The sequence below is a fragment of the Devosia sp. YIM 151766 genome, from assembly GCF_030285925.1.
Lineage (GTDB): Bacteria > Pseudomonadota > Alphaproteobacteria > Rhizobiales > Devosiaceae > Devosia.
This window is the reverse complement of sequence record NZ_CP127251.1, coordinates 1,277,938-1,292,916: the sequence shown is the minus strand read 5'-3', so window position 1 is coordinate 1,292,916 and position 14,979 is coordinate 1,277,938. Positions and strand designations below refer to the sequence as shown.

Below are 14,979 nucleotides of genomic sequence, written 5' to 3'. Positions count from 1 at the left end.
ATCCCGTCTATCCCGAACACCCATAACCAAAGAGGCCAAGAATGGCTGAGGCAGTGAGGCATACCACCGCCGAAGAGCAGCAGATTGTCGACGCGCTCATGCTGCACGATCAGCGCAAGGCCCGTCCAGCGGACTTCCCGTTTGATGATCTGAATTTCACGCTCGGCCAAGCGGCGGCAACCATCGGCCAAATGGCAAACGATCGGGCATCCGAGCGCGACGAAGTGGCCAAGCTAAGCCGAGCGCTGCGCCAGAAGGATGAGGCCATGGGCGTGCTGTTTCAGCGGATGCGCGATGCGGGCGTGGATTATTCGGACTTGATCCCATGAGCTGCAAACCCCTCTCCCACCAGATCACCTCTGCCACCGGCCTATTGTCGATCCGCGAACAACTGCGCGAAGCCGCGATCCATTTGGCCGTGATGGTTCTCATCTTCCCCTTCATTTTCACCGCCGCCGACTGGCTGCGCGGATAGGAGCCGATATGTCTGCAGCCGTCCATCCCGACTATGTTTATTGGATCAACGCGTTGGCCGGCACACTTGGCCCGGTCCATGACGGCGATCCGCAGTGCGGTTTCTATCGCCGCCGGCTGTTCAAGGACGGACCTTTCGTGCCTGTGGCCATTTGGAAGCAGGAGGGCGAATTCATCGCCGTGGTGGATGGGAAGGCCGCTGACGCCGCCGGTATCTGGACCTGGGTTTGCGACAAGCCCATTACCGAGGCCGAATATCACAAGGTGATGGCCGGCAAAGGCTGGTCCGACGAGCCGCGTACGGCCACCGTGCCGAGCAATATGCCGACCGATCCGTTCGAAGCGCTCAAGATCGAGTTTGCCGCCGAACAGGAAGTCGCGGCCGAACTGCTGGCAAAGCCGGTCACGGAGCAGAGCCACGCCGATCAGATCGCGGTGCTGACTAAGCGCCTCTCGGGCATCAAGTCCAAGGCCACGAACCTGCACAAGACCGAAAAGCAGCCGCATTGGGACATGTGCAAGGTCGTGGACGACAAGTGGCGTGACCTCAAGGACGAGCCGGACACTCTCACCAAGAAGCTCAAGCGCCATCTGGACGCCTACCTGAACGAGTTGGTCCGACAGGAAAAAGAGCGTCAGCGGATCGCGCGTGAGGAAGCCGACCGCATCCGCCGCGAGGCTGAGGCAAAGGCTGCGGAAGCGGCGAAGGCCGATGATGATACCGCCGCAGCCGAGGCCGAACGGCTCCAACAGGAGGCTGACGAGAAGGCAAAGGAAGCCGAGGCGCGCAATGCCAGCGCAGGCCGCACCGGCGCCAAGGTTTCGCTGCGCACGTTCGTCTACGGCCAGATCACCGATTTCGACACGCTGCTGATGGCGCTCAAGGACCGCCCCGAAATTCAGGAACTGGTCCAGACGCTGGCTAACCGCGCTGCGAAATCCGGCGTCGAGCTTCCGGGCATGGCCATTTCCACCGAGCAGAGGGCCGCATGATGTCGAATGTCACAACACTTCCCCGCCCGCTCACCGGTGGCGGACATGTCATGGCCATCGTGCCGCAGACCTTCGAGGAAACATACCGGGTCGCCAAGGCGGTCTATATGGGCGGGCTCGCGCCGGCGGCGCTGATCGGCAAGCTCGAAGGTGACGCGGCAATCAGCGCCGTGACTGTTGCCATCATGTCCGGCGCCGAGCTTGGCTTACAGCCCATGGTCGCCCTCCGCAGCTTCACCGTCATCAACGGCAAGCCCGCGCTTTATGGCGATGGCCTTATAAATGTCGTGCGCATGTCCGGACGCGTTGCGTATCTGCGCACCGGCTGCGACGAGCGCGACGGGCAGATGATCGGCTGGTGCGAAGCCAAGCGCAATGACACCGGCGAGGATAAGCGCGTCGAGTTCAGCCAGGAAGACGCCGTTCGCGCCGGCCTTTGGCAGACCGAAGCCATCGTCACCAAGTGGAACAAGTGGGACAAGAAGAACGAGCAGAAGCCTAACGATAGCCCGTGGTTCCGCTTCCCCAAGCGGATGCTGGCATGGCGCGCTGCTGGTTACTGCCTCCGCGAATTGTTCGGTGACGTACTTGGCGGCATCCGTGACGAGTTCGAGGCCCGTGAAATCGCAGAAGTCGAGGACATGCGCGACGTGACGCCGGCCGCCCTCACGCCGCCGTCGCCTCCTTCTCCGCCCAGCCCCCCCGTAGCGCCGGCGGCCGAGCCCGACGAGCCAATCATTGACGAGCAGCCCGAAGCCGTGACCGGAGAGCAGGATTTCGACGCCGCCGCATTCTTCGAGGATTTGGAAATCGCCATGGCCGCCGCCAAGGACGCCGATGGCATCGAGGCCGCATGGTCCGAACTCGACGTGGAAGCCACGCTGACCAGCGACGAAACCAATCTCGAAATCGCCAACAAGATCAAAGCGCGGGCGATGAAGCGTGTTTCGACGCCGCAGCCGCCCTCGCCGCCGCAGGACGACATGTTCCCCGGCGACCGCCCGTAATTCCACCGAAAGGGACCAGGTGCCCCATCCGCCGGGGCTAAGCAGCCGAACAAGCGGCCTGGAGGATTTCAAATGATCGCCACCCTCTCTGATGTTCAATACGTCGAAGAAGCGATTGCCGCTCTGGACGGCTGCAAGAACGACGCTCACCTGTCCAACTGGAGCGACAGGTTCTGCAATAACGAGCGGTATATTTCGCTGTCCGAGAAACTAGTGCGCCGCCTTGAGGATGCCTTTGACAAGCGTGTCCGGTGGGTGTGCGGGGTGGGAGGCGGCTGATGGCACGGTATTTCACCATCCGCGATGAACGCATCCTGGCCAACTGCATTGAGGCGATCCGCGAGGCCGGCCCAAACGCTCGCATCACAATCGCACCGCCCCAGCGCTCGAATGACCAGAATGCCAAAATGTGGGCGATGCTGGCAGACGTCGCGCGCGCAAAGCCCGAGGGCCGCAACTGGGTGCCCGAGACCTGGAAAGCCGCGTTTATGCACGCGCTTGGTCATCAGGTGATGTTTGCCGAGGGTTTGGACGGCTCCGGCCCCTTCCCGGTCGGGTTTCGGACCTCGCGCCTCACGGTCGCGCAAATGTCGGACCTGATCACCGTCATCTACCAGTACGGCGATGAGCATGGCGTTGAGTGGCGTGAGACCCGCCGCGGCGGCTTCCTCGAATTGCAGGAAAGGACCGCAGCATGAGAGTTCTCGTCACCGGCGGCCGTAACTACAACGACAGCCGTCGCGTCTATGCCGTTCTCGACAAACTCCACGCCGAGGCTGGGATAGATTGCATTATCGAAGGCGGGGCGCGGGGCGCCGATGATCTTGCCCGTCGCTGGGCCGAGAATGTCGGCGGCGTCCCGGTCGAAACCTATGAGGCCGATTGGGAGAACCAAGGCACGTTCGCAGGCCCAGCACGCAATGCGCGGATGCTAGCAGAGGGCCGGCCCGATTGGGTCATAGCCTTCCCGGGCGGTCGCTGCACTGCCGACATGGTTCGGAAAGCGCGACGCGCAGGCATCAAGGTCGTGGAGATTCCCCATGACTGACAAATGCACCTGCCTCGAAGTCCACGGCGAAGACCCGGATTGCCTGCTGCATGGCGTCCGGGCGGTCATTGAGCGCCTTCGCAATGGCGACCGGGACGCAGCTTATGAAGCCGCCGATCTGCTCGAATGGTTTGCCGATGACCGGGATCATCGCCTTGGCCGGCAAGAGGTGGGCCATGGCTAGGCGCGAGTTTTCCCGCAAGGTGAAGGCGCAGGCATGGGCCAGGTGCGGCGGCAAGTGCGAAAAATGCACCGCCAAGCTGTTCCCCGGCAAATACGCCTACGACCACGACCTGCCCGACCAGATGGGCGGCGAGCCGACGCTGGAAAACTGCCGCGTCCTTTGTGACGCCTGCCACGACGAAAAGACCTTCACCGTGGATATCCCGACGATCCGCAAAAGCGACCGGCAGCGAGATCGGCACATCGGCGCGCTGACGACGCCCAAGGCTCGCCGCCTCGGTGCCGGCAACCATCAACGCACAGCGACCAGGCGCCTCACCAAGGGCGTCGGCCTCGCTTATTTCCAGGAGCCAGAACATCATGACTGACCCCATCAGCAATGAGAGGCTGCTGCCCTGCCCGTTTTGCGGCGGCGATGGGCTGGTCCACAATGTCAGAGGAACGACTATGTGGTCTGTATCCTGTAAAAATTGCGATGCAGGAGGTAACGGGAAATGGACGGCTGATTTAGCCATCGCCGCCTGGAACCGCCGACAATCCCCGGCAGGGGTGGAGGTGAGCGAGCAAATGCTGATCGACGCGTTCTTGCGTGGTGAAAGCTGGCGCAAGCGAAACGATGTTGATCGCTACGTCGCGGTGCCAGAAATGGTGAATAAGGCCGCGCGCGACTATGCTGACGCGACCTTGGCCTGTCTTGTCCCTCACGAACCGGCCTCTGGTGATACACAAGATGATTTGCCTTTAGCGGATGAGACGCAAGGGCCGGCAGGGGTAGAGCCGGTGGTCTGGCTGTCCTACGTGGCCTTCCCTCCAGATGGCGGCGATGCTCGATACGAGATCGCATCGCCGGATGAAGATGACGCCTTTCCTGTTTACCTGTCTCCCCCGTCAAAGGCCGTGATGATCACGGATGAGGTGACGTGGTTCTCTCCTGAAATCCCACCCTCCATTCCGAATGGCTCCGATCGTTATTTCATCGTGGCCGTGCGACGAGCCCAATCCGGAAATGTGTGGACCTTTCCCGCCATCTATCTCAACGCATATCCACTCGAATTTGAAGTTTGCGAGTGCGAAACCGAGCATGACGAAGGGTGCCCGACAACTGGCTGGTACACCGCTTCTAGCGAAGGTGAATATGACGAGAACTATTCCGCGCTTTTGAGCCCCGGCGATGAACTGGTCGCCTGGTCCGAAATCCAACTGCATCCGCTTGACGCGCGCCGAGCCGCCGCTCTTTCCAGCGAGGCCCACAATGGTTGAGTTGAATGAGAAGGCCCTTGAGGCGGCGGCGGATAAGCTGGCCGGCATGTACCATGGCGACAGCTCGGACGAACCTTTTCACGCCATGACGAGAATGGTGGTTGCCGCCTATCTCTCCGCTCCCCCCGCCCCTGATGATGGGCTGGTGGAGGGTGGGGAAATGTCTCCCGAGGAAATTCGCCTCGAAAACCTCAAGCAGATGGCGGCCTACGATGAGCCTGTTGTGTCATTCGAGGTCCAGGAGCCTTATTATCTCGCGTCATGCGATCGATGTGGGTGGGTCGGGTCTTCCGAGCGCTGCGGCACCGACAGCTTTGGCGATGACAGCGATGTTTACTGCCCAAGGTGCTTTGCCAGCGGGGTTGATTGCGGAAAGGTAGCTGAACGTCTTTCCGCCCTCCAATCCAAAGACGAACAGATCGAGCGGCTGACTCACAGAGAGGCAGAGGCGTTCCAGAAATACGTCGATGCCAATGAGGCACGGCTGGACGCTGAACAGCAGGTGCAGAAGCTCACTGCCGAGAACGAGAGGCTTGGGGCGAATATCGTTCGCCTTACCGGCAATCCCGTCGATTACCGGTATTGGGAAGGCCGGTATCGGGATGAGGCGACCGAGAACGAGAGGCTGAGGGAGGCGCTGACGCCGTTCGCCGATTTTGGCGAATATATGGAGGTCGAAACCGAGGGCTTCTCTGACACTGACCGCCTGGAACTGGTGCCGGAGGAAAGTGACGTTCGCATCGGAGATCTGTTCGTGCAAGCGTTCCGCCGCGCCCGTTCCGTTCTCGAAACACAGGAGGGCGGGGAATGAAGCTGACGAAGGCGGAAACACGCATCATCGCAAAAGACCCGGACGCTGCCAGACTGACCGCAAAGGTGGTCTTTAGAGGAGATGGATGCTGGGAGTGGACGGGCGCAAAGAACGCCCAAGGGTATGGGTACCTGGCATTCCGTGGAAAAACATGGAAAGCACATAGGGTATCGTACACCATCTTTTGCGGAGAAATCCCCGATGGGCTGATGGTTTGCCATCACTGCGACAATCCATGCTGTGTCAATCCTAGGCATCTTTTTCTAGGGCACGCGACGGTCAACATGAAGGACATGGTGCGCAAAGGGCGCGGCAAGTCATCGATAACCAGCGAGCAGTCTCACTTCAAAGCCGGGCGCCCACCTCGCGGAGAAGAAGCCGGTGGCCACAAACTAACAGAGGCGTTGGCATCCGAAATCTTGCATGCGGCCTCCGCAGGAGTTTTGACCTCCGATCTTGCTGCGAAGTACAGCCTCGATCGCTCCACAATTCAGCGCCTTTTGCGTGGAGAAACCTGGCGTCACCTTAAGCGGCCCAGCGGGCTTCCGCGCCCTCATGGGGTGTACAATCGTTCTGCCGGCCGCTCCGCTCTCACCCAGGAAGGAGAGAGGTGATGCTAGTTCAACTTCGCCCTGATCTGCGCCATCATCGCCAGCCATTCCTCGCCCAAGGCCCTGATCTTTTCGACCTTGCTAGGGTGTTTTTCCGCAATACGCTCCAGCAGGTCGAGCTCGTCATTCATCAGGCCCATGTCCATAACCGGAAGCTCGCCGGCCGCGACCATCGCACTGTAGCGGCGGAGGGTATGGCGGCTCAGGATAATGCGCTGATCGGCTTCGTCGGAGGTCATGGAGCAATGATGCCATGAGCAAGGGCCTTGCACCATCACAATTGCCGGGCTGGCCCGCGGCCATGAACCAGCAAATGGCGGCAGCGTACTGCGGCTTGTCCGTTGACACCTTTACGGCCACCTGCCCGGTTATCCCCGTAGTTATCACCAGCTCGAAGCATGGCCGGCGCTACCTACGCACCCGGCTAGACGAGTGGCTGATGTCCTTAGACAATCCCGGCCTGCCGAAACGGCAGGGCATGGGAGCAATGTGGCGTGCCTCGCGTGAAGCTCAGAGGGCTTAATATCCGCCGGAACAAGACGGGGAAGTGGTATGTGTCGCTGCGCGCGACCGGCAAGCTGCTCCTATCCGCATCTGGAACGCGAGCAGAGCTTGACCGCCTCATGGAGGGCGCGGATTTCCTCCATGCCTATTCCACGGCGGAACGGAAGCGCCAGCGCCAATATGCTGCCGGCACCTTCGGAGCTTTGGCCGAGCGCTATCGCACCAGCAAGGGATTCCTGTCGCTAGCTGAGCGTACCCGCGACGATTATGCCAAGGTGCTGCTCTTCCTCGACCGCTGCGCCGACTATAGCGTTGAGATGATCGAGACAGCCGATGTCGTGGAGATGCGGGACATCGCCGCCGCGGAGAAGGGCGAGAAGTTCTCCGATTTTGTGATTGCGGTCATGTCCAACGTTTTCCGCGATGCCATGGAGGCGGGACTGATGAAGTCTAATCCCGCAAAGGGCGTCAGGAGGCTCTACAAGGCCAGTGACGATGCCAACCGCCGCTGGTCCGAGAAAGAGTACCAAACCGCCTACAGCCTCGCCCCTACCCATCTACGGCCGGTTCTAGCCATAGCCAAACATTGCGGTTTGCGGGGGCAGGACATTGCGGCACTGACCTGGGAGAATTACCGCACAGACCCCGACATGGGGAAGGTGCTGGCCTTTATCCCGAAGAAAAACGGCAAGAAGGTGGGACAGATTACCATCGGGGTGCCGGCGGCACTGCGGAGCCTGCTCGACGCAATGAAGGTGGGCGACGGCACGGTGCAGCCGGCAACGAATGCGCCCATCTGCCGGAACAGCCTCGGGAAGGCGTATCCTTCGGAAAATGCCATGCGCCAGGTGTGGCAGCAAATGAAGCTATCGGAAGAATTCAAGGATGCGCTTCCCGACAGTGCCGACCTAACCTTGCACGGACTGCGCGTCACGTTCGGCAGCGAGCTGCGCGAATCGGGATTCTCCGACCGCGAGGTGGCTGACATGCTGGGCGATATGTCGGAGGGGATGGGGAGACGCTACAGCCGGGGCGCCGAAATGCGCAAGACTAGCGTTCGAGTCTTCAAAAAACTGGCAAAATAGCGTGTGCAAACCGGCCCGAAATGAGCCGTTTTGGTGCGGTTATGAATGCTGGTGTGTGCAGGAAATCCAAGGGGTGTCGGGCATATCAGCAGATTTGCAATCCGCTGCGTAACCACTCCGCCACGCGGCCCTCGGCCAGTACCTATTGGACGAAAAACGCTTATGCAATAGGCTCTTTGCCAAGAGGTGAATATTCGCGGGACGCCGATGCAGTTCAAGGTGACCTCGTCCTATTACGACGCGGCCAGCAAATATCTGGTCTATACCGCCAGCGGCGAGCGGGACGGCGCGCGCTATACCGTGTCTTCGCGGGTCAAATGCCTCAAGGCGCCGACCACGCCGGAGCGGCTGCACATGGTGGTGCTGCTGGCGCTGACGGATCAATTCAAACGCGCCAGCCCATCGGGCCGACACCAATAGCCTTGCCGTCCGCAAACGCCTAGAGCGGCGTGCGTTCTATCGAACGCAAAGTACCGCTCCATCTTCTTGTCGCCGCATCGTTTTTGCGGAAACTGGACTCCACTTTTCTGCACGATGCTCTAGCTTCCGGCACCGTATTCCGGGAATCGTCATGCAAGCCTCCATCAACAACAGCGATTTGGCGCAGCCGATCCTTGCCGGCGTGCTCGCCGCCATTGTCGGCTATGCCAGCACCTTCACGCTGGTCCTGGCGGCGCTGACGGCGGCGGGCGCCTCGCCGCAACAGGCCGGCTCGGGGCTGTTTTCTGTGTGCATCGCCATCGGCATCCTCAATATCGTCGTGGCCTGGCGGGTGCGGCGGCCCGTCAGCTTTGCCTGGACCACGCCCGGGGCGGCTTTCCTGCTGACGGTCGGCGAGCCGGTGGGTGGATTTCCGGCGGTGGCGGGGGCGTTTCTCGTCTGTGCGGCGCTGATAGCGCTGACCGGCTTCGTCGGGCCACTGGCGCGGCTGGTGGCCGCCCTGCCGGCAGCGCTGGCCAATGCCATGCTGGCCGGCATGTTGCTGGTTCTGTGCCTGGCGCCGATCAATGCGGTGGCGGAACTGCCTTTCCTGGCGCTGCCGATTCTGGCGGCCTGGGCGCTGGGGCTGCGCTTTGCGCGGCGCTATGCCGTGCCCATCGCCGTTGCCGTGACCGGTGTGGTGCTGGCCACCACTACCCATCTGCCGGCCGGGACCTTCGACGGCGCCTGGCCGAGCCTCGTTCCGGTCATGCCTCAATTCACGTTCGACGCCCTGATCCGCATTACGCTGCCGCTTTATGTGGTGACCATGGCCTCGCAGAACCTGCCGGGCGTGGCGGTGATGAAAGCCAATGGCTATGCGCTGGAGCCGGCGCCGATCTTCGTGCTGACCGGCTTTTCCAGCGCCGCCACGGCGCTGTTCGGGGGCATTGCCAGCAATCTGGCGGCGATTACCGCGGCGATCTGCGCCGGGCCGGAAGCGCATCCCGATCCGGCGCGGCGCTGGCCGGCGCCGGTTGCCGCCGGCTTCACCTATCTGGCGCTGGGCCTGCTGGCCAGCCTCGCCGCCGCCTTCATCGCCGCATCGCCGCCGCTGCTGATCCAGGCGGTGGCCGGCCTGGCGCTGTTTTCCAGCCTGGCCTCGGCGCTGGCCGGCGCGCTGGCCGATGAGGATGTGCGGCTGCCGGCGATTCTCACCTTCGTGGCGACCGCCTCGGGAATCACCATTCTGGGGATAGGCGCACCCTTTTGGGGCCTGGTCGGCGGCATCGTCTTGCTGGTGCTGCTGCGCCAGGGCCAGCGGAAATGACGGTCCAGGCGCTCATTCTGGCCGGCGGGCGCGGCAGCCGATTGGGCGATGTGCGCAAGGGCGAGCTTCGGATCGGCGGCCGGACGCTGCTCGAACGCGTCACCGAACGACTGGGAGACCTGCCGGCGATAGTCTCCACCGGGCCGGGTCCGACCGGCATCGGCGCGGATAACACTATCGCCGACGGCACCTTGTCGTTCGGCGGCCCCATGGCCGGGATCGCGGCCGCTCTCCGGCATCTTCATGGGGCGGCCGAACCAGGCGATCTCCTGCTGACCATGGCCGTCGACACGCCTTTCCTGCCACGGGATTTCGCGGCGCGGATGATCGCGGCGCTCGATGGCGGCGCCCAGGCCGCCTATGCCGCCTGGGGGCAGCAAATCTATCCGACCAATGCGATCTATCGCCTGTCCGGGCTCTATCCGCTTCTTTCAGGGACAATGCCCGACAGTCCCAAACGGCTGCTGCAAAGCCTGGGCGCCGGCCCGGTCGACTGGACCAGCCGGGCGGCGGCGGATCCTTTCGTCAATCTCAACACGCTCGCCGACCTCATCGCCCTTGGCCGGCGCGCCCGGGCCGGGGACGAATGACAACTTATTCACATCGGCCTGCATTGGGGGCTTGGCAAACCGGATCAGTTTGGTTACACGGACCTCGCTCTCGCCAAGAGGGCGTGTGAAGTGTTCCGCGATAGCTCAGTTGGTAGAGCGTTCGACTGTTAATCGAATGGTCGCTGGTTCGAGTCCAGCTCGCGGAGCCATTTCCCCCCTTCCCCCCAATGCCCGATATTGCGCGGTGACGATTGCGCTTCCGTCCTCTGCGGGATAGGACGGCGCAAACCGTTCCAAAGAATTTTCCATGACCAGTATTTCTTCGACCTCTGCGCCCGATGCGCAGCGTACAGCCTTGACCATCATCCTGGCGGTCAGCGGGGCGCATCTGCTCAACGATCTGCTGCAATTCCTGCTGCCGGCGCTTTATCCGATGCTCAAGGAGAATTACGGCCTGTCCTATCTGCAGATCGGCCTGCTCACGCTGGGCCAGCAGATCACCGCCTGCCTGTTGCAGCCGCTTTTCGGCCTTTCCGGCGACCTGAAACCGAAACCCTATTGGCTGGCGCTGTCGATGACCATCATCGCCGTCGGCGTCGTCCTTCTGGCGGCCGCCAATGGCTTCTGGCTGTTGTTCATCGCCGCCGTGGTCCTGGGCACCGGCTCGGCGCTGTTCCACCCTGAGGCCTCGCGCGTCGCCCGCATGGCGTCGGGCGGACGGCTGGGCTTTGCGCAATCGCTGTTCCAGGTCGGCGGCAATGCCGGCACGGCGCTGGGTCCCCTGGCCGCGGCGCTGATCCTGCTGCCGCTGGGGCAAGCCAGCATCTTTTATTTCCTGATCGTAGCGGCGCTCGGGCTGGCCCTGCTCACCTATGTGGGCCGCTGGTTCGTCGAGCATCAGCGCCAGGCCGCCGGCCGGCCCCAGGCGGTGATTCAGAAGCCGGCTTTGTCGCGCGGGCGGCTCATCATCGCCTTTGCGGTGATCGGCGCGCTTCTGTTGAGCAAGTTCATCTATATCGAGGGATTGAAGAGCTATTACGCCTTCTTCCTCATCGAGAAATTCGCGCTGACGGCGCAGGAGGCGCAGTTCTATCTGTTCGCCTTCCTCGGGGCCGTTGCCGCCGGCACCTTTATCGGCGGACCGGTAGGCGACCGCTATGGGCGGCTGGCCGTCATCTGGGTGTCGATCCTGGGGGCGCTGCCCTTCACGCTCGCCCTGCCCTATCTGGACCTGTTCTGGACGGCAGTGATGAGCGTCATGGTCGGGCTCGTCCTGTCCTCGGCCTTTTCGGCCATGGTGGTCTATGCGCAGGAACTGGTGCCCGGTAAGGTCGGGATGATCGCCGGGTTCATCTTCGGCTTCGCCTTCGGCATCGGCGCGCTGGGGGCGGCGGTGATGGGCGCCTTTGCCGACTGGATCGGCATGATTGCCGTGTTCCAGATCTGCGCCTTCCTCCCGGCCTTGGGGATACTCACCGTCTTCCTACCGAAGACGGCCGAATTGCGGGCGGAAAGGAGTGCAGCGTGAACAATGGCACCGAGATCGACGGCGAAAGCCAGATCACGCTGACGCGCATTATCGCGGCCAATGTCAGCGATGTGTTCGCCGCCTGGACCGACCCGGCCCTGATCGAGCAATGGCAGGTCGACGAGGCCGAATTCGACGCCTTCGAAGGCGGGCAATATCATTTCGTCACCTATGCCGATGAAGACGACGAAGCCGATTCCGAGGTGTCCGGCGAAATTCTGCAATTCGTCGAGGACCAAAGATTGGTACTGTCCTGGGTGTACAAGGACGAGGAAGACGAACTGATCTTCGTGCTCGACATCACCTTCAAGGCCATCGGCGAAGATGCGACCAGCATCACGCTGACCGAGCGCGGCCTGCCGCATGCCGATGCGCAGACCCGCATTTTCTCCATGGAGGCATGGAGCGCCGTGCTGGAGCAATTGGCCGAGTTGATGGAGTAGCGGCGAGCCGTATCGCTGGAATAATATTCCCGCGCCCGCCGCATCCACGCCCAGGTTTTGCCGCGCCCGTCTCAAGAGGGAAAACGCCTGCCCCGCAAGCGCTTATGCCTTGCGGCAGGGCCAGCCGACACCTACGATAAGTGTCTGATCCTCCAGCAGAAGACACATGGCCAAGCACGAAGACCTCATTTCCGCCATCGGCAATACGCCGTTGATCCGTCTCAATCGCGTCTCTACCCTCACGGGCTGCGACATCTGGGGCAAGGCGGAATTCCTCAATCCGGGCCAGTCGGTCAAGGACCGCGCCGCGCTGTTCATCATCCATGACGCGGTGAAGTCCGGAAAGCTGAAGCCGGGCGGCACCATTGTGGAGGGCACGGCGGGCAATACCGGCATCGGGCTGACGCTGGTGGCCAATTCGCTCGGCTTCAAATCGGTGATCGTCATCCCCGAAACGCAGAGCCAGGAAAAGAAGGACGCGCTGCGCCTCTATGGTGCGGAGTTGATCGAGGTTCCGGCCAAGCCCTACAGGAACCCCAATAATTACATCAAGGTTTCGGGCCGTCTGGCTGAAAAGCTCGATGCCGAATTGCCGAATGGCGCGGTGTGGGCCAACCAGTTCGACAATGTTTCGAACCGCCGCGCCCATGTGGAAACCACCGGCCCGGAAATCTGGCAGCAGACCGGCGGCCGTATCGACGGCTTCATCTGCGCCGTTGGATCGGGCGGAACGCTGGCCGGTGTGGCCGAGGCCTTGCGGGCACGCAATCCGGACATCAAGATCGGGCTGGCCGATCCCGAAGGCGCGGCGCTTTATGAATATTACGCCCATGGCGAGCTGAAATCCTCGGGCAATTCCATCACTGAAGGCATTGGCCAGGGCCGCATCACCGCCAATCTGGAAGGGCTCAAGGTCGACATGCCCTACCAGATCTCCGATGCGGAAGCCCTGCCCTATATCTACGACCTGCTGGAGCATGAGGGGCTGTGCCTGGGTGGCTCGAGCGCCATCAATATTGCCGGGGCCGTGCGCATGGCGCGCGATCTGGGGCCGGGCAAGACCATCGTCACGGTGCTGTGCGATTACGGCAATCGCTATGCCAGCAAGATTTTCAATCCGGAATTCCTGCGCGGCAAGAGCCTGCCGGTGCCGGCCTGGATGGAGGGCCGTGCGCCGATCGACATTTCCAGCGTCATGGAGCCGGAGACGGTCTAGTTCCGGGATTGCAGCCCCCGCCGCGAATGCTAGAGTGCCTGCACATTCGCTGAAGGGGCAAAGTGTTCGGCATAAACGACATATTGCGCGCCATTGTCGCGGACCTGCATCTGGTGGCGGTCATCATGGCCGCCATTTATCTGCTCGCCCTTGTCTGCGCCATCCGGGAAATCCTCAATTCCCGCACGTCGCAGGGGTCGATCGCCTGGCTCCTGTCCTTGATATTGCTGCCTATTCCATCGGTGCTGCTCTATCTCATCTTCGGCTGGAAGCTGTTCGACGACTACGCCACCGACCGCATGAAGAACGGGCGCGCCGACCGTCCCTTGCGCGCCAAGGACCTGGCTTTGGTCGACCGGGAGACCGATGCGCTCTGGCCGGTGCAGGTGCATGTCTCGGAGCTGCCTTTCCTCAAGGGCAACGAGGTCGAATTGCTGATCGATGGCAAGGCGACGTTCGATTCGATCTTCGCCGGCATCGAGGCGGCGGAGGAATATCTGCTGGTGCAATTCTATATCGTGCGCGACGACCGGCTGGGGCAGGAACTGGCGGAACGGCTGATCGCCAAGGCCAAGGCCGGTGTCGCGGTGTTCCTGCTCTATGACGATATCGGCAGTTCGGGCATGCCACGGCGCTACCGCCGGGAATTGCGCGAGGCGGGGGTGAAGGTGGCCGGGTTCAATCACCGGCACAAATTGCTGCGCCTTTATGGACCGACGCGGATCAATTACCGCAATCACCGCAAGATCGTGGTGGCCGATGGCAAGCATGCCTGGGTGGGCGGGCACAATGTCGGCGTCGAATATCTGGGCGAAGACCCGCGTTTCGGGCATTGGCGCGATACGCATGTGCGGGTTTCCGGCCCCGCCGCGCTGGGCTGTGCCTTGCTGTTCCGCGAGGATTGGGAATGGGCCACCGGCGAATTGCTGCCCAACCGTCCGCCGAAGGAGCTGGAAACCTTCGGCGAGGAATCGGTGCTGGTCATGGGCAGCGGACCGGCCGACAAGCTGGAAGAATGCGCTATCGCCTTCACCGACCTGATCGGACGGGCCCGCGAGCGGCTATGGATCGTCAGCCCCTATTTCGTGCCCGATACCGATATCCGCACGGCGCTGTTTGCGGCGCGGCTGCGGGGCGTCGATGTGCGGATCATGCTGCCGGCCAATCCCGACCACAAGTTGGTCTGGCTGGCGAGCATTTCGCATGCTGATGCCATGGTGCAGCACGATATCGACGTTTACCGCTATACCGATGGTTTCCTTCATCAAAAGGTCGTTCTGATGGATGACCAGATCGCGACGGTCGGCAGCGTGAATTTCGATAATCGCTCGTTTGCGATCAATTTCGAGATCACCTTGTGGTTCACCGATCCGCAGACGATTTCGGCGGTGGAGACCATGCTGCTCAAGGATTTCGAATCCTGCCGGCAAGTGGGGCTGTCCGAGGTCAAAAGCCGGCCCTGGCCGCTTTATGTATTGACGCAAGCCGCCCGCCTACTCTCCCCTGTTCTCTAGG

At 62.0% G+C, this 14,979-nt stretch carries 21 protein-coding genes and 1 tRNA gene; 21 read left to right on the top strand and 1 reads right to left on the bottom strand.

The window, feature by feature from the left end:
- Positions 1–41: 41 nt before the first annotated feature.
- The 12 genes from O9Z70_RS06235 to O9Z70_RS06180 all read left to right on the top strand — a co-directional run bounded on the left by O9Z70_RS06235 (position 42) and on the right by O9Z70_RS06180 (position 6,390).
- A complete protein-coding gene (locus O9Z70_RS06235; protein ID WP_286021604.1) occupies positions 42–329 on the top strand; it encodes a hypothetical protein in 288 nt (95 codons plus the stop codon).
- Positions 326–475 carry a hypothetical protein gene (locus O9Z70_RS06230; protein WP_286021603.1) on the top strand — a complete coding sequence of 50 codons (150 nt, stop codon included), beginning with the start codon at positions 326–328 and terminating at the stop codon, positions 473–475. The genes O9Z70_RS06235 and O9Z70_RS06230 overlap by 4 nt, the downstream gene beginning before the upstream one ends.
- A gap of 8 nt (positions 476–483) precedes the next feature.
- Complete coding sequence (locus O9Z70_RS06225; protein WP_286021602.1) at positions 484–1,467, top strand: hypothetical protein; 984 nt, start codon at positions 484–486, stop codon at positions 1,465–1,467.
- Positions 1,464–2,474 (top strand): recombinase family protein, encoded by a 1,011-nt coding sequence (locus tag O9Z70_RS06220; protein WP_286021601.1) that lies wholly within the window; start codon positions 1,464–1,466, stop codon positions 2,472–2,474. Before O9Z70_RS06225 ends, O9Z70_RS06220 begins: the two co-directional genes overlap by 4 nt.
- 72 nt (positions 2,475–2,546) lie before the next feature.
- Positions 2,547–2,753: a hypothetical protein gene (locus O9Z70_RS06215; RefSeq protein WP_286021600.1), complete on the top strand. Its 207-nt coding sequence runs from the start codon at positions 2,547–2,549 to the stop codon at positions 2,751–2,753.
- Positions 2,753–3,172 carry a recombination protein NinB gene (locus O9Z70_RS06210; protein ID WP_286021599.1) on the top strand — a complete coding sequence of 140 codons (420 nt, stop codon included), beginning with the start codon at positions 2,753–2,755 and terminating at the stop codon, positions 3,170–3,172. The genes O9Z70_RS06215 and O9Z70_RS06210 overlap by 1 nt, the downstream gene beginning before the upstream one ends.
- Positions 3,169–3,522, top strand: coding sequence for a DUF2493 domain-containing protein (locus O9Z70_RS06205; protein ID WP_286021598.1), 354 nt, complete (start codon positions 3,169–3,171; stop codon positions 3,520–3,522). Before O9Z70_RS06210 ends, O9Z70_RS06205 begins: the two co-directional genes overlap by 4 nt.
- Positions 3,515–3,706 carry a hypothetical protein gene (locus O9Z70_RS06200; protein ID WP_286021597.1) on the top strand — a complete coding sequence of 64 codons (192 nt, stop codon included), beginning with the start codon at positions 3,515–3,517 and terminating at the stop codon, positions 3,704–3,706. The genes O9Z70_RS06205 and O9Z70_RS06200 overlap by 8 nt, the downstream gene beginning before the upstream one ends.
- Entirely contained in the window at positions 3,660–4,073 is a 414-nt protein-coding gene (locus O9Z70_RS06195; protein WP_286021596.1) for an HNH endonuclease, read from the top strand. Before O9Z70_RS06200 ends, O9Z70_RS06195 begins: the two co-directional genes overlap by 47 nt.
- Entirely contained in the window at positions 4,066–4,965 is a 900-nt protein-coding gene (locus O9Z70_RS06190; RefSeq protein ID WP_286021595.1) for a Lar family restriction alleviation protein, read from the top strand. The genes O9Z70_RS06195 and O9Z70_RS06190 overlap by 8 nt, the downstream gene beginning before the upstream one ends.
- Positions 4,958–5,776 (top strand): hypothetical protein, encoded by an 819-nt coding sequence (locus O9Z70_RS06185; protein ID WP_286021594.1) that lies wholly within the window; start codon positions 4,958–4,960, stop codon positions 5,774–5,776. The genes O9Z70_RS06190 and O9Z70_RS06185 overlap by 8 nt, the downstream gene beginning before the upstream one ends.
- Positions 5,773–6,390, top strand: coding sequence for an HNH endonuclease (locus O9Z70_RS06180; protein WP_286021593.1), 618 nt, complete (start codon positions 5,773–5,775; stop codon positions 6,388–6,390). The genes O9Z70_RS06185 and O9Z70_RS06180 overlap by 4 nt, the downstream gene beginning before the upstream one ends.
- Before the next feature lie 2 nt (positions 6,391–6,392).
- On the opposite strand, the gene O9Z70_RS06175 is transcribed toward O9Z70_RS06180, so the two are convergent.
- A complete protein-coding gene (locus O9Z70_RS06175) occupies positions 6,393–6,626 on the bottom strand; it encodes a hypothetical protein (RefSeq protein WP_286021592.1) in 234 nt (77 codons plus the stop codon).
- Between the two features lie 315 nt (positions 6,627–6,941).
- Here O9Z70_RS06175 and O9Z70_RS06170 point away from each other — a divergent pair, with 315 nt between their 5' ends.
- The 9 genes from O9Z70_RS06170 to cls all read left to right on the top strand — a co-directional run bounded on the left by O9Z70_RS06170 (position 6,942) and on the right by cls (position 14,978).
- On the top strand, positions 6,942–7,976 hold the full coding sequence (locus O9Z70_RS06170) for a tyrosine-type recombinase/integrase (protein ID WP_286021591.1): 1,035 nt from the start codon (positions 6,942–6,944) through the stop codon (positions 7,974–7,976).
- Positions 7,977–8,183: 207 nt separating this feature from the next.
- Positions 8,184–8,396 (top strand): hypothetical protein, encoded by a 213-nt coding sequence (locus tag O9Z70_RS06165; RefSeq protein ID WP_286021590.1) that lies wholly within the window; start codon positions 8,184–8,186, stop codon positions 8,394–8,396.
- A 151-nt stretch (positions 8,397–8,547) separates the two neighbouring features.
- Positions 8,548–9,726, top strand: coding sequence for a benzoate/H(+) symporter BenE family transporter (locus O9Z70_RS06160; RefSeq protein WP_286021589.1), 1,179 nt, complete (start codon positions 8,548–8,550; stop codon positions 9,724–9,726).
- The gene (gene mobA, locus O9Z70_RS06155; protein ID WP_286021588.1) at positions 9,723–10,316 is read left to right on the top strand and encodes a molybdenum cofactor guanylyltransferase; all 594 of its coding nucleotides are present in this window, start codon (positions 9,723–9,725) and stop codon (positions 10,314–10,316) included. Before O9Z70_RS06160 ends, mobA begins: the two co-directional genes overlap by 4 nt.
- Positions 10,317–10,410: 94 nt before the next feature.
- A tRNA-Asn gene (locus tag O9Z70_RS06150) sits at positions 10,411–10,486 on the top strand.
- Between the two features lie 98 nt (positions 10,487–10,584).
- Entirely contained in the window at positions 10,585–11,805 is a 1,221-nt protein-coding gene (locus O9Z70_RS06145) for an MFS transporter (protein WP_286021587.1), read from the top strand.
- On the top strand, positions 11,802–12,248 hold the full coding sequence (locus O9Z70_RS06140; RefSeq protein WP_286021586.1) for an SRPBCC family protein: 447 nt from the start codon (positions 11,802–11,804) through the stop codon (positions 12,246–12,248). The genes O9Z70_RS06145 and O9Z70_RS06140 overlap by 4 nt, the downstream gene beginning before the upstream one ends.
- 166 nt (positions 12,249–12,414) lie before the next feature.
- Positions 12,415–13,464, top strand: coding sequence for a cysteine synthase A (locus tag O9Z70_RS06135; RefSeq protein ID WP_286021585.1), 1,050 nt, complete (start codon positions 12,415–12,417; stop codon positions 13,462–13,464).
- A 62-nt stretch (positions 13,465–13,526) separates the two neighbouring features.
- Complete coding sequence (cls, locus tag O9Z70_RS06130) at positions 13,527–14,978, top strand: cardiolipin synthase (RefSeq protein WP_286021584.1); 1,452 nt, start codon at positions 13,527–13,529, stop codon at positions 14,976–14,978.
- Position 14,979 lies beyond the last annotated feature (1 nt).

Coding starts and splice junctions, on each gene's coding strand:
- O9Z70_RS06235 (WP_286021604.1), top strand. CDS start 42: ATGGCTGAGGCAGTGAGGCATACCACCGCCGAAGAGCAGCAGATTGTC.
- O9Z70_RS06230 (WP_286021603.1), top strand. CDS start 326: ATGAGCTGCAAACCCCTCTCCCACCAGATCACCTCTGCCACCGGCCTA.
- O9Z70_RS06225 (WP_286021602.1), top strand. CDS start 484: ATGTCTGCAGCCGTCCATCCCGACTATGTTTATTGGATCAACGCGTTG.
- O9Z70_RS06220 (WP_286021601.1), top strand. CDS start 1,464: ATGATGTCGAATGTCACAACACTTCCCCGCCCGCTCACCGGTGGCGGA.
- O9Z70_RS06215 (WP_286021600.1), top strand. CDS start 2,547: ATGATCGCCACCCTCTCTGATGTTCAATACGTCGAAGAAGCGATTGCC.
- O9Z70_RS06210 (WP_286021599.1), top strand. CDS start 2,753: ATGGCACGGTATTTCACCATCCGCGATGAACGCATCCTGGCCAACTGC.
- O9Z70_RS06205 (WP_286021598.1), top strand. CDS start 3,169: ATGAGAGTTCTCGTCACCGGCGGCCGTAACTACAACGACAGCCGTCGC.
- O9Z70_RS06200 (WP_286021597.1), top strand. CDS start 3,515: ATGACTGACAAATGCACCTGCCTCGAAGTCCACGGCGAAGACCCGGAT.
- O9Z70_RS06195 (WP_286021596.1), top strand. CDS start 3,660: ATGACCGGGATCATCGCCTTGGCCGGCAAGAGGTGGGCCATGGCTAGG.
- O9Z70_RS06190 (WP_286021595.1), top strand. CDS start 4,066: ATGACTGACCCCATCAGCAATGAGAGGCTGCTGCCCTGCCCGTTTTGC.
- O9Z70_RS06185 (WP_286021594.1), top strand. CDS start 4,958: ATGGTTGAGTTGAATGAGAAGGCCCTTGAGGCGGCGGCGGATAAGCTG.
- O9Z70_RS06180 (WP_286021593.1), top strand. CDS start 5,773: ATGAAGCTGACGAAGGCGGAAACACGCATCATCGCAAAAGACCCGGAC.
- O9Z70_RS06175 (WP_286021592.1), bottom strand. CDS start 6,626: ATGACCTCCGACGAAGCCGATCAGCGCATTATCCTGAGCCGCCATACC.
- O9Z70_RS06165 (WP_286021590.1), top strand. CDS start 8,184: ATGCAGTTCAAGGTGACCTCGTCCTATTACGACGCGGCCAGCAAATAT.
- O9Z70_RS06160 (WP_286021589.1), top strand. CDS start 8,548: ATGCAAGCCTCCATCAACAACAGCGATTTGGCGCAGCCGATCCTTGCC.
- mobA (WP_286021588.1), top strand. CDS start 9,723: ATGACGGTCCAGGCGCTCATTCTGGCCGGCGGGCGCGGCAGCCGATTG.
- O9Z70_RS06145 (WP_286021587.1), top strand. CDS start 10,585: ATGACCAGTATTTCTTCGACCTCTGCGCCCGATGCGCAGCGTACAGCC.
- O9Z70_RS06135 (WP_286021585.1), top strand. CDS start 12,415: ATGGCCAAGCACGAAGACCTCATTTCCGCCATCGGCAATACGCCGTTG.